8 protein-coding genes are annotated in these 15,020 nt (G+C 59.3%); 1 reads left to right on the plus strand and 7 read right to left on the minus strand.

The window, feature by feature from the left end; genetic code table 11:
* The 6 genes from ENTHG_RS02435 to yegD form a co-directional block, all read right to left on the minus strand.
* Positions 1-257: MFS transporter (locus ENTHG_RS02435; protein WP_044173104.1), on the minus strand; the 257-nt coding region annotated here is incomplete at its 3' end.
* The gene (gene mdtC / locus ENTHG_RS02440) at positions 254-3,331 is read right to left on the minus strand and encodes a multidrug efflux RND transporter permease subunit MdtC (protein ID WP_044173106.1); all 3,078 of its coding nucleotides are present in this window, start codon (positions 3,329-3,331) and stop codon (positions 254-256) included. The genes mdtC and ENTHG_RS02435, both read right to left, overlap by 4 nt.
* Complete coding sequence (locus tag ENTHG_RS02445) at positions 3,332-6,454, minus strand: MdtB/MuxB family multidrug efflux RND transporter permease subunit (protein ID WP_044173108.1); 3,123 nt, start codon at positions 6,452-6,454, stop codon at positions 3,332-3,334.
* The gene (locus ENTHG_RS02450; RefSeq protein WP_044173111.1) at positions 6,454-7,695 is read right to left on the minus strand and encodes an MdtA/MuxA family multidrug efflux RND transporter periplasmic adaptor subunit; all 1,242 of its coding nucleotides are present in this window, start codon (positions 7,693-7,695) and stop codon (positions 6,454-6,456) included. The genes ENTHG_RS02445 and ENTHG_RS02450 overlap by 1 nt, the downstream gene beginning before the upstream one ends.
* A 134-nt stretch (positions 7,696-7,829) precedes the next feature.
* Positions 7,830-8,942 (minus strand): fimbrial protein, encoded by a 1,113-nt coding sequence (locus tag ENTHG_RS02455; RefSeq protein ID WP_044173113.1) that lies wholly within the window; start codon positions 8,940-8,942, stop codon positions 7,830-7,832.
* A gap of 484 nt (positions 8,943-9,426) precedes the next feature.
* The gene (gene yegD, locus ENTHG_RS02460) at positions 9,427-10,779 is read right to left on the minus strand and encodes a molecular chaperone (RefSeq protein WP_044178896.1); all 1,353 of its coding nucleotides are present in this window, start codon (positions 10,777-10,779) and stop codon (positions 9,427-9,429) included.
* Between the two features lie 134 nt (positions 10,780-10,913).
* On the opposite strand from yegD, the gene alkA reads away from it, so the two are divergent.
* Positions 10,914-11,756: a DNA-3-methyladenine glycosylase 2 gene (alkA, locus tag ENTHG_RS02465; protein ID WP_044173115.1), complete on the plus strand. Its 843-nt coding sequence runs from the start codon at positions 10,914-10,916 to the stop codon at positions 11,754-11,756.
* Here alkA and ENTHG_RS02470 read toward each other — a convergent pair.
* Positions 11,749-15,020 (minus strand): diguanylate cyclase (locus ENTHG_RS02470; protein ID WP_044173117.1); only part of this gene is annotated, 3,272 nt, incomplete at its 5' end. The genes alkA and ENTHG_RS02470 overlap by 8 nt on opposite strands.

Below are 15,020 nucleotides of genomic sequence, written 5' to 3' on the forward strand. Positions count from 1 at the left end.
GTAAAGAGCACAATGGCGGTGAAGAAGATATTGCGTACCCCAACGCGATCCGCCAGCCAGCCGCTGGCGGGCAGCATCACCGCCACCGTCAGCACATAGGAGACGATGACCATATGCATGTGCAGCGGGCTTTCACCCAGGCTTGCCGCCATGGAAGGCAGGGCGGTGTTGACAATCGTGGTGTCCAGCGACTGCATAAAAAAGCCGAAGGCGACAATCCACAGCTGCCAGCGTACGTTTTGGGGTAGTTCAGTCACTCTTTTACAGGTTCTCCACGTTGGCGCGCAAAGCGCAGGCGCAGGCCGTCAAAAAACAGGTAGACCACCGGCGTGGTGTACAGCGTCAGCAACTGGCTCATTACCAGCCCGCCGACAATGGTAATGCCCAGCGGCTGGCGCAGCTCTGAGCCGTCCCCGCCGGAGATAACCAGCGGCAGCGCGCCAAACAGCGCCGCCAGCGTGGTCATCATAATCGGGCGAAAACGCAGCAGACAGGCCTGAAAAATGGCCTCTTCCGGGCGTAAGTTCCCGGAGCGCTGGGCCTCAAGGGCGAAATCTACCATCATGATGGCGTTCTTTTTCACAATCCCTATCAATAGCATAATGCCAATCAGGGCAATCAGGCTGAACGGCGCGCCGAACAGTTCCAGCGCCAGCAGCGCCCCCACCCCCGCCGAGGGGAGGGTGGAGAGAATAGTCAGCGGGTGCACGTAGCTTTCATAGAGAATACCCAGCACGATATAGACCGTGGCGATAGCCGCCAGAATCAGAATCACCTGCGAGTTCATCGTCTCCTGAAAAACCTGCGCCGTTCCGGCAAAGCTGCCGCGCACCGTTGACGGCACCCCAAGCTGCGTCATCGCCCGGTTGATGGCATCGCTCGCCTGCGAAAGCGAGACGCCGGTCGGCAGGTTAAAAGCGATAGTCGAGGCGGCGGACAACCCCTGGTGATTCACCGACAGCGGGGCGTTAGCGGGCTGCCAGCGGGCAAAATACGACAGCGGAATCGGCTTGTCTTCGCTATTAATGACAAACATCTTATCCAGCGCGCTGACGTCCTGGGTGTAGCGCCGGTCGACTTCCATCACCACTTTATACTGGTTCAGGGGTTGGTAGATGGTGGAGATCTGCCGCTGGCCGAAGGCGTTATTAAGCAGGCTGTTGGCATCCTGCACGCTAATACCCAGACGGGACATGCTCTCGCGGTCATAGACAAGGTTCATCTCCGCGCCGTTGTCCTGCTGGTCGGAGTTGACGTCCGCCAGCTCCGGCAGCGCGGCCAGCGCCTTGCGGATTTTCGGCTCCCACTCGCGCAGCGCGCTGAGATCGTCGGAGAGGAGGGCGAACTGGTAGCTGGCGTTAGACTGTCGCCCGCCGACGCGGATATCCTGCACCGCCATCAAAAACAGGCTTGCCCCCGGCTCTTTCGCCAGCTTGCCGCGCAGGCGGTCAATCACCTGCTGGGCGGTTTCGTGGCGCTGGTCGCGGGGCTTGAGGGTGATAAACATCATCCCGCTGTTCACCCTGGAGCCGCCGGTAAAGCCGGTAACGTTATCTACGGCGGGGTCGTCGCGGATAATTTTCATAAAATCCTGTAGCTTTACGCGCATCGCCTGGAAAGAGATGCTCTGGTCCGCCTGAATCCCCCCCATCAGCACGCCGGTGTCCTGCTCCGGGAAGAAGGTCTTCGGAATGGAGATATAGAGCCAGATATTCAGCGCGATAGTGCCGATAAGCACCACCCCTACCAGCCGGGTATGTTTTAGCACCCACTTAAGCGAGCGGCCATAGGCTTGTTGCAGCCCCACCAGCAGGCGGCCCACCCCCTTATTGCGGGTTGGCGTTTTGGGCTTGCTGCTTTTTAGCAGCCAGCCGCACATCATTGGCGTCAGGGTCAGGGAGATCAGCAGCGAAATACCGATAGCTACCGACAGCGTAACCGCGAACTCGCGCAGCAGACGCCCCGGCAGGCCCGCCATCAGCAGCAGCGGCAGGAACACCGCCACCAGCGACAGGCTCATGGAGAGGACGGTGAAGCCCACCTCCCGGGTGCCCTGCAGCGCCGCCTGCAGCGGTTTCATTCCCGCTTCCAGATGGCGGGAGATATTCTCCAGCACCACGATGGCATCATCCACCACAAAACCGGTGGCGATAGTCAGCGCCATCAGCGACAGGTTGTTGAGGCTAAAGCCGCACAGGTACATGGCGGCGAAGGTGCCTATTAGCGACACCGGCACCGCGACCGCCGGGATCAACGTTGCCCGCCCGGAGCGTAAAAACAGGAACACCACCAGGATCACCAGCGCCACCGAAATCACCAGCGTCTGCTCCACCTCCTCCAGCGAAGCGCGAATGGTCGGGGAGCGGTCCTGGGCGATTTGCAGATCGATAGCGGCAGGAATGGTGCTTTGCAGTTCAGGCAGCCGCGCGCGGATGCTGTCGACGGTCTGGATGATGTTGGCTTCCGGCAGCTTACGGATCATCAGCAGGATGGCCGGTTTGGCGTTGGTCATCCCGGCGTTGCGCAGGTCCTGCACCGAGTCGGTGACGGTGGCGACATCGCTTAAGCGCACCGCCGCGCCGTTGTTATAGTGGATAATCAGCGGCTGGTATTCGGCGGCGGTTTTCAGCTCGTCATTGGTCTGCACCTGCCAGCGGCGGTTGCCGTCCTCAATCGCCCCCTGCGGCCTGCGCACGTTGGCGTTGCTGATGGCGCTGCGCACCGCGTCCAGCGACACGCCCTGGTTAAACAGCGCCTGCGGATTCAGCCCCACGCGCACCGCAGGCAGGGAACTGCCGCCCACGTCCACATCCCCCACGCCATCGATCTGCGCGATGGTCTGCGCCAGTTGGGTAGAGGCGAAATCGTACAGCTCCCCCTGCGAATAGGTATCCGAGGTGAGGGTTAGAATCATGATTGGCGCATCCGACGGGTTAGCCTTACGGTAGGTCGGACGGCTCGGCATGCCGCTCGGCAGCAGGCTTTGCGCGGCGTTCAGCGCCGCTTGCACATCGCGCGCCGCGCCGTTGATATCACGATTAAAATTAAACTCCAGAATAATGCGGGTGCTGCCGAGCGAGCTGCTGGAGGTCATTTCGTTGACCCCGGCAATGCGCCCCAGCGAGCGTTCCAGCGGCGTCGCCACTGATGAGGCCATCGTCTCCGGCGACGCCCCCGGCAGAGAGGCGCTGACCATAATCACCGGAAAATCCACCTGCGGCAGGGGGGCGACCGGCAACAGCCGGAAGCCGAGTACCCCGCACAGGGTGATAGCGATTGATATCAGGATCGTCGCCACCGGGCGGTAAATGAAGAGGGCGAAAAACTTCACTTACGCCTCCTCTTCACGCTGCGGAAATCGGCGGCGCAGATGATGCCCGAGCCGGTCAAACAGCAGGTAGATAACCGGCGTGGTGAACAGTGTGAGCACCTGGCTTACCAGCAGACCGCCCACCATGCCGATCCCCAGCGGACGACGCAGTTCAGCCCCGACCCCGGTGCTCAGCATCAGCGGCAGCGCGCCGAGCAGCGCCGCCAGCGTGGTCATCAGAATCGGGCGAAAACGCAGCAGGCAGGCCTGGAAGATAGCGTCACGCGGGTTCATGCCCTCTTCCCGTTCGGCGGCCAGCGCGAAGTCAATCATCATGATGGCGTTTTTCTTGACGATGCCGATCAGCAGGATAATGCCGATGATGGCGATCACGTCCAGCTCGCTGCCGGAAACCAGCAGCGCCAGCAGCGCGCCCACCCCGGCGGTGGGCAGGGTCGAAAGAATGGTCACCGGATGGATAAAACTTTCATACAGCACGCCGAGCACGATATACATCGCCACCACCGCGGCCACGATCAGCCAGACGGTGCTGCCGAGCGCGGCCTGGAAGGCCAGCGTGCTCCCCTGGAACTGGGTGGTAATATCCGCCGGGAAATTCAGCGTCTTTTCACTGTCGAGGATCGACTGCACCGCGTCCCCAAGAGAGTAACCGTCCGCCACGTTAAACGAGATGGTGGTGGAGGGGAACTGATCGAGATGGTTTATCGACAGGGGCGCGAAACGCTGCTCGATTTTGGCAATGGCGCTGAGCGGCACCATGCCGCCGTCGCTGCTGGTCAGGCGGATGGTATCCAGCGCCGCCAGCCCCGGCGTCTGCGCCGTATTATGCTCCAGCACCACGCGGTACTGGTTCGCCTGGGTATAGATGGTTGAGATCAGCCGTTGCCCAAAGGCGTTATAGAGCGCGTTATCCACATCGGTCATGCTGATGCCCAGACGGCTGGCGCTGTCGCGGTCGACGTTGACATACGCCGCCAGTCCTTTGTCCTGCCAGTCGCTGCTGACGTCCGCCAGCTGCGGCAGCGCCTGCAGATTCGCCATCAGCTTCGGCACCCAGGTACTGAGGGCATCCAGAGACGTGGCCTGCAGCGTGAACTGGTACTGCGTGCGGCTGACGGTGGTATCGATAGTCAGATCCTGGGTCGGCTGCAGATAGATAACCGCCCCCGGCACTTTCGCCACCGCCTGTTGCAGGCGCTCAATCACCGTCTGCACGCGATCGTCGCGGTCATCCAGGGGCTTGAGGTTGATCTGCAGGCGGGCGCTGTTCAGCGCCGGGTTGGTGCCGTCGACGCCCACAAAGGTGGTGAGGCTCTGCACCGCCGGGTCTTTCAGAATGATGTTCGCCACCTGTTCCTGCCGCCCGGTCATGCTGGCGAAGGAGGCCGACTGCGGTGCCTGCAGCGTGCCCTGAATAATGCCGTTATCCTGCACCGGGAAGAACCCTTTCGGGATAACCACCCACAGCAGCACCGACAGCAGCAGCGTACCGATGGCGACGCCGAGGGTCAGCCACGGGTGGTTCAGCACTTTCGCCAGCAGGCGGCCATAACCGGCAATCACCCGCTCAAAAAAACGCTCCGACGCGCGGGAGAAGCGGTTCTGTTTGCGCAACGATTCGGCGCTGAGCATACGGGCGCACATCATCGGCGTCAGCGTCAGCGACACCACGGCGGAGATCAAAATCGCCACCGCCAGCGTCACCGCAAACTCCCGGAACAGGCGGCCAACGATATCCCCCATAAACAGCAGCGGGATCAGCACCGCAATCAGCGAGAAGGTCAGGGAGATAATGGTGAAGCCGATTTCGCCCGCCCCTTTCAGCGCGGCGGCCAGCGGCTTTTCGCCTTTTTCGATATAGCGGGAGATGTTTTCGATAACCACAATGGCGTCGTCCACCACGAACCCGGTAGCGATGGTCAGCGCCATTAGCGTCAGGTTGTTGATGGAAAAATCGAGAAATACCATCACTGCGAAGGTGCCCACCAGCGACAGCGGCACCGCCACGCCGGGGATGATGGTAGCTGGAATATTGCGCAGAAACAGGTAGATAATCATCACCACCAGCGCTATCGCCAGCATCAACTCAAACTGGGTATCGCTGACCGAGGCGCGAATATTGGTGGTGCGATCCGATAGCACCTCAACTTTGACCGATTTCGGCAGGCTTTCGGTCAGCTGCGGCAGCATGGCGCGGATGCTGTCGGCGGTGTCGATAATATTGGCCCCCGGCTGGCGCTGGACGTTCATCACAATCGCCTGCTGCCTGTTGGCCCACGCTCCAAGCCAGCTGTTTTCCGCCCCCTGTTCGACGGTCGCCACATCCCCAAGGCGTACCGCCGCGCCGTTCTGGTAGGCGACAATCAGCTGGCGGTACTCCTCTACCGACTGCATCTGATCGTTAGCGGAGAGCGTCACCGCGCGGGTCGGGCCGTCCAGCGAGCCTTTTGCCGAGTTGACGTTGGCATTGCTGATGGCGGTACGAATGGTTTCGCTATCAAGCCCCAGCCCGGCGATCGCCTGGGCGTTGAGCTTCACCCGCACCGCAGGGCGCTGGCCGCCGGAGAGCGTCACCAATCCGACGCCGGAGACCTGGGAAATTTTCTGCGCCACGCGGGTTTCCACCATATCTTCCACCTGGGTCATCGGCATGGCGGAAGAGGTGACGGCGAGCGTCATAATGGGCGGGTCGGCGGGGTTCACTTTGCTGTAGACCGGCGGGTTAGGCAGGTCGGACGGCAGCAGGCTGTTGGCGGCGTTAATGGCGGCCTGCACCTCCTGCTCGGCGACATCCAGCGGCAGGGTGAGCTGGAATTGCAACGTCACCACCGACGCGCCGCCGGAGCTTTGCGAGGACATCTGTTTCAGGCCGGACATCTGCCCGAACTGGCGCTCCAGCGGGGCGGTAATGGCTGAGGTCACCACGTCCGGGCTGGCGCCAGGGTAGAGGGTGACCACCTGAATGGTCGGGTAGTCCACTTCCGGCAGCGCTGAAACCGGCAGGAAGCGATAGCCGATAATCCCGGCGAGCAGAATAGCCACCATCAGCAGGGTGGTGGCGACCGGGCGCATAATGAACAGGCGCGACGGGCCGCCGGTGCGGCCTGGCGGAAGCACGTGCATCAGGACTGCGCTCCTTTCGCCGGGCGTTCCCGCTTCGCGGGCATGGCGTCAGCGTTTTGCGCCTCAACCACTTCGACTTTCGCCCCTTCGGTCAGCCGGTCGATACCGTCGGTGACTACCCGGTCGCCCGCAGAAAGCCCGGCGGCAATCACCACCTTCTGGCTATCCTGAATGCCGGTGGTCACGGTATGTTTGCTAACCTGATTTTTGTCATTCAGTACCCACACGAAGTGGCCTTCGTTACCCATCTGCAGCGCCGCGGCAGGGATCACCACCGCATCCTGCTGGGTTGAGACCAGCATCCGCGCGTTAACAAACTGGTTGGGGAACAGGGCGTCGTCTTCGTTGGTGAAGCGCGCCTTGAGTTTAATGGTGCCGGTGGTGGCATCAATCTGGTTATCCAGGCTCAACAGCGTGCCGGTACTGAGCTTCTGTTTGTTGGTGCGATCCCAGGCTTCAACGCTCAGCGTCTGGCCCGCTTTCTGCGCCTGCACGATGGTGGCAATCTCATTTTCCGGCAGGGTGAAGATGAGATCGATGGGGTGAGTCTGGGTAAGCACGACAATGCCGCTGGTGTCGCCGCTGGAGATCTGGTTGCCAATGTCCACCTGTTTTAGCCCCACGCGGCCATCGACAGGGGCAGTGATGCGGCTCCAGTCGAGCTGTAACTGCGCGCTGGCGACCGCGGCTTCATCCGCGGTAATCGTCCCCTGCGTTTCGCTGACCAGCGCCTGCTGGGCATCCAGCTCCTGGCGCGATACCAGGTTGGTTTTCGCCAGCTGCTGATAGCGGGCCAGATCGCGCCGGGCATTCGCCAGGGTGGCTCTGTCTTTCGCCAGCTGCCCCTGCGCCTGGGCCAGCGCTACCTTAAACTGGCTGGGGTCGATTTCCGCCAGCAGATCGCCTGCCTTCACCTGCTGCCCTTCCTGGAAGTGGATGGCCATCAGCTGGCCGTCCACCCGGCTGCGTACGGTCACGGTGTTAGCGGCGGTAATGGTGCCAAGACCGGTCAGATAGCGCGGCACGGCCTCTTTGGTTGCCGCTGCCGCCTGAACAGGGGGAAGCGCGCCGCCGCGCATGCCGTGACGCCCGCCTGCCGCGCCGGGGCGGGACGCTTGCCCGCTGGCCGCTGTTGACTGTGCTTTATCATGATGGCTGAACCCGTACCAGAGGGCGGCTGCGCCTGCAATCACAATTACCGTAGCTGCTATCGCCAGACGGGAACTCTTTCTGCCTTTCATCGTTATCCGTATCTCATCCTGAAACATTGCCAGAAATAATACTAGTTTAGTGAGGGCAGACGGCGGAAAAATGGAGAGAATATGAAAGACGGCCTGGAATCGTCTGAATGGGGCGGCGTGGCGCCGCCGCAACATCACTGGTAGGCAATAGTGTACTCAAGGCGGCCGTTGGCTAAACCCGCGGTTGCCCTGTCCGTGGTTTGGATATAGCGCGCATACAGTGGAATAGTCACTTCCTGTACGCCATTCATGGGCAAGGCCTGAGTGAAACCGCGGGTCAGATTGACAAGACCCGCCGTGTCTTCGCTGGTTGAAAGCTGAATGCCTATACCGGTTGCCTGGTTAGGGCTGTCGTCGAGTTTCATTATGCCTTTTGTCGCATCCTCAATCCCGTTGAGCGAGGTGAGCGTCACGGTAACGAAATTACTGTACGGCATGGTAACTTTAACGTTATCACCGTTGAACGTTGCTATGACATTCGCGCCCTGGCTATTGCCGAAAAACTGCCCGCAGTTACTTAAATTGATGCTGGCATCTTTCCAGTCGGTGGTCGCGCCTTTTCCGTTGAACGTCGACATTTCATGCCTGCCCAAATTAACGGTCATTGACTGGCTGGCGAGAGTAATATCACAGGTCGGGGTAGTGATTTGGATGTCCCCTGAAAGAGTGATTTTATAAACATCTACCATAGCCCCGGCTTGACCAATCGAGTAAATCACAGACGGGAGGCTGCTGGCGGAGACTTTTCCTGCGGGAACATTATTCGCTGTTTTGATAAGGGAAAACCAGGATGCGGCAGCGAAGCCATTGGTCCAGTTACAAATTGTTGAGGCTGCGGTGCAATTGGTACTGGGATAGGTTACGGGGAAAGCATCGCCTGACCGTAGTCCGGAAACGAATTTAATGCCAATACCGGGGAGATTCGTATTGTACACCTCGTTGCTGTAAGTCGGGGGCGTAATCGGCGTTGTCAGATACTTGTAGCTAAAATAAAACAGTCCCGCAGAATCACATTTAATACTCATTGGGCCCTGGCCGGATAGAGAAATCTTCTGCCGATAGATCTCTTTACCAACAGGCGTATCGGGCGGCACTGAAATGGTATTTATAATTGGCATGGTGAATGATTTTGTCGCCGTCGTTTTATTTCCTTCTTTCTGAATAAAGGCGCACGCGGAAAATGCCTGCGTCGATATACAGAATAAAAATAGAGAGCAGATGAAAACGAGAAGTCCTTTTGTATTCATAAAATTCCTTTATGGTATTCCCTGTCTATATAAACATTGTGAATGGTTTACTGCCGATGAGGATTGTGAAAATAGCACGAAATGGGCAATAAAGAAATATTTTAACAGGATATTTCCTAAAGTCAGGTTTATACATGCTTATGAAATGAAAGCGTGCCTGGCTTATAATAAGTCATCATTTCTTATTGATTATTAAGGTTGTTTTGGCGGCGAGTTTGTGCCGGACATATCCGGGATTGACCTTGAATCTTATTTGAATAGCTCTCTAGTTGCAGAGGGATATTATCATTGTGCGGAAGAAATGATATTTATAAATTATGAGTTGCGGAGTTTTATATTCAAAGGTTATTAATACTTCCTGTTAAAAGAGCAATGACTGGCGCAAAGCGGCTAATAGAGCAGCAATAACGACATATTTTTATTGTGAAAGAAAACCCGCGCAGCATGTTTCATCCCTGCGCGGGTTTTTAATGTTGCAGGCACCTTAACCAAACACTACCTGCGCCCAGCGCGCAAGGCCTGCGGTAACCGAACCGAAATCATCGCCGCCGGCAATGGGAATACCGGGCAGGGCGTCGGCCAGCGCCTTTTTTATCACCGGTGAGCGGGCGCTGCCGCCGGTCAGATAAATCACCTCTGGCACAGTGGCGCTATTATCCAGCGCCAGCTGCACCTGCTCCAGAATGCGCAGCAGCGGCTGGTTAATCGCCGCTTCCAGCCCTTCTGCGGTAATGTCCGCGGCCAGCGTCTCGCTGATAAACGGCAGCGCGGCCTGGGTGGTTGACGCCTGGGAAAGGGCAATTTTACTCTCCTCAGAGGCGCGAACCAGCCGGTAGCTGAGCCGCTGCTGCCACACTTTCAGCAGCCGCGCGACTTTGTCCGCCTCGCGGGCGTCGCGCACCAGATCCCGGAGCAGCCGCCCGTTCGCCGCGCTGTAAAAGTCGCTCTGCGCCGGCACATCGTTTATCGCCACCGCATTCCACCAGGGCAGGACGGGCAGGGCGATCCCTTTTTCAGTCTGCCCGCCCATGCCCAGCAGCGGCATCAGGTTTTTAAAGGCCAGCGCGATATCCAGATCGTTACCGCCCACGCGGCAGCCGCTGTGCCCCAGCAGACTGCTTTCACGATCCTGACGGTGGTGCCACTGCGGCCCCATCAGCAGTAAAGAGCAGTCGGTGGTGCCGCCGCCAATGTCGACCACCAGGACACGCTTTTCTTCACTCAGCGTGGCCTCAAAGTCCAGCCCGGCGGCAACCGGCTCGTACTGAAAGACCACCTCGTGAAAGCCGGCGCGTTTGGCCGCGCGCGCCAGAATACCCTGCGCCTGTACGTTGGCCTCTTCGCCGCCCAGCCCCTGGAAGTTAATCGGGCGGCCAATCACCGCCTGGTCGATCCCCGTTGGCAGCTGAGTTTCTGCCTGCTGGCGTATATGCAGCATCATGGCGCAAACCAGATCTTCAAACAGCGCAATCTGCTGCGGCTTTAAGCCACTTGCCCCAAGAAACGATTTTGGTGATTTAACAAACCAGACCTCTTCCGGATCTTCAACATACTGTCGCAGCGAAGCCAGACCGAACTGGACGCTGTGCGGCTGCACGTCAATATCTTCCTCGCGGTTAAAGCTCACCGCGCGGCGGAGCAACGCCTGCGTTTCGCTGTCGGTCGCCGCCACATTATGGTGACGATAGAGCCATTCGCTGACCGCCTCGCGCGTTGGCGCGCACAGCATCGACGGCAGCAGGGTACTGCCGTTTTCCATGGTCAGCAGCCGTGGCGTATTGTCCTGCATAACCGCGACGGAACAGTTGGCGGTGCCATAATCAAAGCCTACAAACACGTGTTTATCCCCATGCCAGTGAAGAAGGGGGGCGACTTTAGCGAAATGCGCGCGCGGCGACAATCAGAATATGCAGGCAGGGCAGAAAATCCTTAACGGGGTTATGCTGTTAGCGGCTAACGACAGGAGAAACTATGTACATACTGCGCTGGCAGCCGCCCTATGACTGGGCGTGGATGCTGGGATTTTTACGCGACCGTGCCGCCGATGGGGTGGAAGTGGTCAGCGAGACGGCTTACAGGCGCTCTTTTGCGTTGGGGGCGCATCGGGGGATAATTACCGCCGTGCCGGATACCGAGGCCTGCACGCTGACTGTCACCCTCAGCGAAGGGCTGTTGCCGGTGGCGGACGCGTGCCTGACGCGGCTGGGGAACCTGTTCGATCTGGCCTGTTCGCCGCAAATAGTCAACCAGGCGCTTGGCCCGCTGAGCGCGGCGCGGCCGGGGCTACGCCTGCCTGGCTGCATGGACCCGTTTGAGCAGGCGGTGCGGGCGATTCTGGGGCAACTGGTGAGCGTGGCGATGGCGGCCAGGCTGGCCTCGCGGGTGGCGCAGCTCTGCGGCGAGCGGCTGGATGACGATGTTGTCCTCTTCCCGCGCGCTGACCAGCTTGCCCATGCCGACCCGATGGCACTGAAAGCGCTGGGGATGCCGGTTAAGCGGGCCGAAGCCCTGATTAATCTTGCCCACAGCGCGCTGGCGGGGCGCTTTACGCTTAGCGCGCCGCAAGATATCGAACAGGGCGTCAAAACGCTACAAACGTTTCCCGGCATCGGGCGCTGGACGGCAAACTATTTCGCCCTGCGCGGCTGGCAGGCGAAAGATATCTTTCTGGCGGATGACTACCTGATTAAGCAGCGGTTTGCCGGCATGACGCCCGCGCAAACGCGGGATTACGCCCGGCGCTGGCAGCCCTGGCGCTCTTATGCCCTGCTGCATATCTGGTATACCGAAGGCTGGAGTCCGCAGCTCAGTTAATGGCGAAATAGCTGGTGTTTAGCATCAAATCCAGCGGCTGCGCCTGAGAGATGGTGTCGCCATAGATAAGATCGACGCCGATACCGGAAAGGGTATCCATCATCAGGGGCTGGTTGGTCGGCCCGGCGATGCTTTTCAGCCCCAGCCGCTGGGCGTGGCCCTGAATAATGGTCACCATCATCTCGTCCATCAGATTGCCGTGCACGTTATTCACCAGCTCTGAATCCAGTAAGATATAGTCAGCGGTGTGCGGCGTGATGTGGTTGAAAATTTCCAGATCGTGACCAATCTGGCTGAGAATAATGCGGCAACCGGCGTGGCGCAGCTTTTTCAGGTTGCCGACAATGGTTTTGCCTTCCCGCGTTAGCACGTCGGCATTAATCACCAGATGCAGCAGACGCCCCGGCATCGGGCCGCGCTCCAGCAGTTCCAGCAGTTCATCCACCAGCCTGTCGCTGGCAAGCCCGGCGGAAGAGAGCGGCAGGGCGACGCCAAGCCCTTTGGCGGCGACGGCGGTGGCATGGTTGCGGAAAAACTCGTGGAACACCCGCCGGTCGAGCGCGCGAATCAGCTCCGATTCGTTAAGGCTGGCGCGAAACGCCCGCTCTTCCATCACCTCGCCTTCGCTGGTCCACAGCCGCAGGGTTAGCAACCAGAAATTGCACGCCTCCGGCACGCGAGGGGAGGCGACGCCGCGGGCAATCATCATCAGGTGATTGTCTTTGATCATTCGCCACTGCTCGTCCAGCGACATCATGCTGCGCTCCTGCTGCATCAGTCCCTGTTCCGGCTCGTACACGGTGACCACCCCACGGCCATTATTCTTCGAGGCATAACAGGCAATATCCGCCTGCGACATGATTTCCGAGGCCTGATGATTAGTCTCATCGATCAGGGTGATCCCTGCGCTGGCGCCGATGCGGTGCTGGCGACCCTCCCACATGAAGGGGTATTCATTGATGGCCTGCACGATGCGCCCGGCGATATAACGGGCGCTCTCAACGTTGCAGTCGGGCAGCAGCAGGCCGAATTCATCGCCCCCTAAGCGGGCAAGGATATCGGTTGAGCGCAGCATACTCAGCATGAGCGATGAGATTTCGCGCAGCAGGGCGTCGCCGGCGGCGTGACCGGCGGTATCGTTAACCGCCTTAAAGCGGTCGAGGTCGATAAACACCAGCGCGTGCCGCTGGTGGAGATCCTGCACGGTTTGCAGCAGCCGTTTGAGATGGGTTTCGAAGCTGACGCGGTTCGCCAGATGGGTGAGGGCATCGTGCGAGGCGCTGTAGCTGAGCTGACGCAGCATTTTGCGCGATTCAGTCACGTCCTGAATCACCAGCACCGAGCCGATATTCTGCCCGTCGAGGGTGCTCAGCGGCGTGACGCTGTAATGAATGTCATAGCTGCCCCCGGCGCGGCAGTGCAGCACCACGTCCTGCTCTATCGCCGAGCGGGACATGTCGCCGCTGTGAATATTCTCCATTGCCGGGCCGTTATCGCCAAAGGTGATACGCAGTACTGTCAGCAACGGTTGCCCCAGCGCCTGCTCCTGCGACCAGCCGCTCATCTTCTCCGCCACCGGGTTCATAAAGGTGACGTTCATGTCGACGTCGGTGCAGAGCACCGCTTCGCCAATGGAATCAAGGGTAATATGCAGCCGCTCTTTTTCCTGATACAGCGCTTCGTTAAGCTGTTTCACCTCGGTCATATCCATATTGACCCCGAGCAGCCGCTCGACTTCGCCGTTGCGGTTAAGCACCCGATTCGCCAGCGTGCGAATATGGCGAATGCCTTCTTTTACCCGGATACGGAATTCCAGCTTAAAGGCAATGCGGGCCATCAGCGAGTCACGAATAATGCGCTCCGTTTCGGCGCGATCTTCCGGCAGGATGCGCTCATACCAGAGCTGCCAGGTGGGTTTAACGTGCGAAGGGACTTCATACAGCTCGAACATGCGTTTGTCCCAGCTGATAATGTCCGGCTCCAGCTCCCACTCCCAGATGCCAATGCCCCCGGCTTCGTTCGCCAGCGTTATTCGCTCCATCAGCCGCTTATTGACCCACTCGGTCTGCTTGAGATCGTTAATGTCTTCGACCTGGGCAATAAAATAGCGCGGCGAACCGTCCGGAAAGCGCACCACCGACACTGCCAGCAGCGCCCAGACCAGGTCGCCATTACGGGTGTAATAGCGCTTCTCCAGCGAGTAGTTGTTAATGTCGCCGCGTACCAGCTGATCAAGCTGTTCGATATCTTTATTCAGATCCTCAGGCCAGGTCAGCTGCTGGAAGGTCATCAAACGCAGCTCGTCCTGGCTGTAGCCGAGAAACTGACACAGCGCTTTATTCACCTGCAGCCACTGGCCTTCGGTTCCGACCAGCGCCATGCCGATGGCGGAATATTCCATGGCGTTACGAAAACGCTCCTCGCTTTCGCTGATGTGCTTACGCTCGGCGCGAAAAGCGTACATCACCATGGTCATAATATTGGCGGGCAGCAACATCATTAAAAACGGTAGCCACGGCGCGTTCAGCATTGCGCCCGCTTTAGGCTGGGTTTCCGCCAGCGGGTTCGCCGCCATTAGCCAGGAGACCATCATCACGGTGACCAAAAAGATCAGGAACGCCTCCATGCGCGGCAGGCGAATGGCGCTCCACATCAGCAGCACAATCACCGCGGTAAAAGGCCAGGGCAGCCAGGTTAAGGCCAGCCAGCTTAAAAAGAGGGTCACCCCCAGGGTGAGGAGGGTTTCAATCAGCAGCTGCGGGTTACGGTGGCGCAGCAGATAATGGGGTTTAAACAGCAGACCGATGGGCACCAGCGCCAGCGCGCCGATCGCTTCTGACACCACCCACAGCAGAAAGGTTTGCAGTAGCAAGTCGTGGCCCGGCAGCAGGCAGACCAGCACGCCGCCCACCAGCGGGGGCAGCACCGCGCTGCCGATAGCAAGACGCACCCAGTCGTTCAGATTCTGTAACGGGTTATACCAGGGCAGCAGTTTGCGCAGCAGCATCGCCCCGGTTACCGCCTCAACAATATTGATGGCGGTATACCACAGGTTAATGTCGTGGGGAGAGAGCAGGCAGGCCGTGGCCAGAACGCTCCCGCACGAGCAGGTGAAAGCAATGCCCGGCCACATTTTTCCGGCATGGCGGTAGAAGGCCACCATCATCAGCGCGGAGGGGAACCACAGGGGCGCGAGCAGCGTCCCGAATCGAGTCAGTTCCAGCGAAAAAAGAGTAAAAATGAACGACAGCAGCCCCAGACTGG

The sequence above is a fragment of the Phytobacter massiliensis JC163 genome (assembly GCF_000321045.1).
Taxonomy (GTDB): domain Bacteria; phylum Pseudomonadota; class Gammaproteobacteria; order Enterobacterales; family Enterobacteriaceae; genus Phytobacter_A; species Phytobacter_A massiliensis.

Bases quoted from the DNA above. Each gene is read 5' to 3' on its own strand.
- ENTHG_RS02445 (WP_044173108.1), bottom strand. From the start codon at position 6,454: ATGCACGTGCTTCCGCCAGGCCGCACCGGCGGCCCGTCGCGCCTGTTC.
- ENTHG_RS02450 (WP_044173111.1), bottom strand. From the start codon at position 7,695: ATGAAAGGCAGAAAGAGTTCCCGTCTGGCGATAGCAGCTACGGTAATT.
- ENTHG_RS02455 (WP_044173113.1), bottom strand. From the start codon at position 8,942: ATGAATACAAAAGGACTTCTCGTTTTCATCTGCTCTCTATTTTTATTC.
- alkA (WP_044173115.1), top strand. From the start codon at position 10,914: ATGTACATACTGCGCTGGCAGCCGCCCTATGACTGGGCGTGGATGCTG.